This is a genomic window from Sphingomonas endophytica, from assembly GCF_001476895.1.
Classification (GTDB): domain Bacteria; phylum Pseudomonadota; class Alphaproteobacteria; order Sphingomonadales; family Sphingomonadaceae; genus Sphingomonas; species Sphingomonas endophytica_A.
Genome location: NZ_LDTB01000212.1, coordinates 1 through 631, shown reverse-complemented (window position 1 = coordinate 631; position 631 = coordinate 1). Strand labels below are relative to the sequence as shown.

At 63.9% G+C, this 631-nt stretch carries 1 protein-coding gene; it reads left to right on the top strand.

Features of this window, described 5'->3' with window-relative positions; genetic code table 11:
* Window positions 1–631, top strand: a 631-nt coding sequence (locus NS334_RS16790) for an outer membrane protein (RefSeq protein ID WP_193753156.1), incomplete at both ends; no start/stop codon positions are given.

Here is a 631-nt window from a genome sequence, read left to right as displayed (position 1 = left end):
TCGGCTACCAGTTCACCCCGTTCCTGCGCGGCGACATCACCGGTGAGTACCGCTACTCCACCGGCCTGCGCGGCAGCGAGTACTACAAGGGTCCGGATTTCGATAACGGGCTCGGGTCGTACGGCGTGAACAAGTCGAGCGGCAACTTCGACTCCGCGGTGGTTCTGGCCAACGCGTATTTCGACCTCGGCACGTGGTACGGGATCACGCCGTTCATCGGCGGCGGCGTCGGCTACGCGTTCAACCACGTCTCGAGCTACTCGACCAACCAGCAGTTCACCAGCCCGACCTACGGCTACGATTACGCGAACCCGATCTACGGCTGCGGCTGCGGACAACCCTCCTACAACTACGCGCCGGTCTACGACGCGAACGGCAACGCGGTCTACAACACCAACAGCGGCAGCAAGTTCTACAAGGACAAGACCAGCGGCAGCCTCGCCTGGGCGCTCCACGCCGGTCTCGCCTACAACGTGACCGACGCGCTGAAGATCGAGCTGGCCTACCGCTACCTGAACCTCGGCAAGGCCGAGACCGGCCCGGGCTTCGTCCCGTGCTGCACCGGCAGCCTCCAGGCGATCAAGATCAAGGACATCGAGGCGCACGACGTGAAGATCGGCCTGCGCTACTA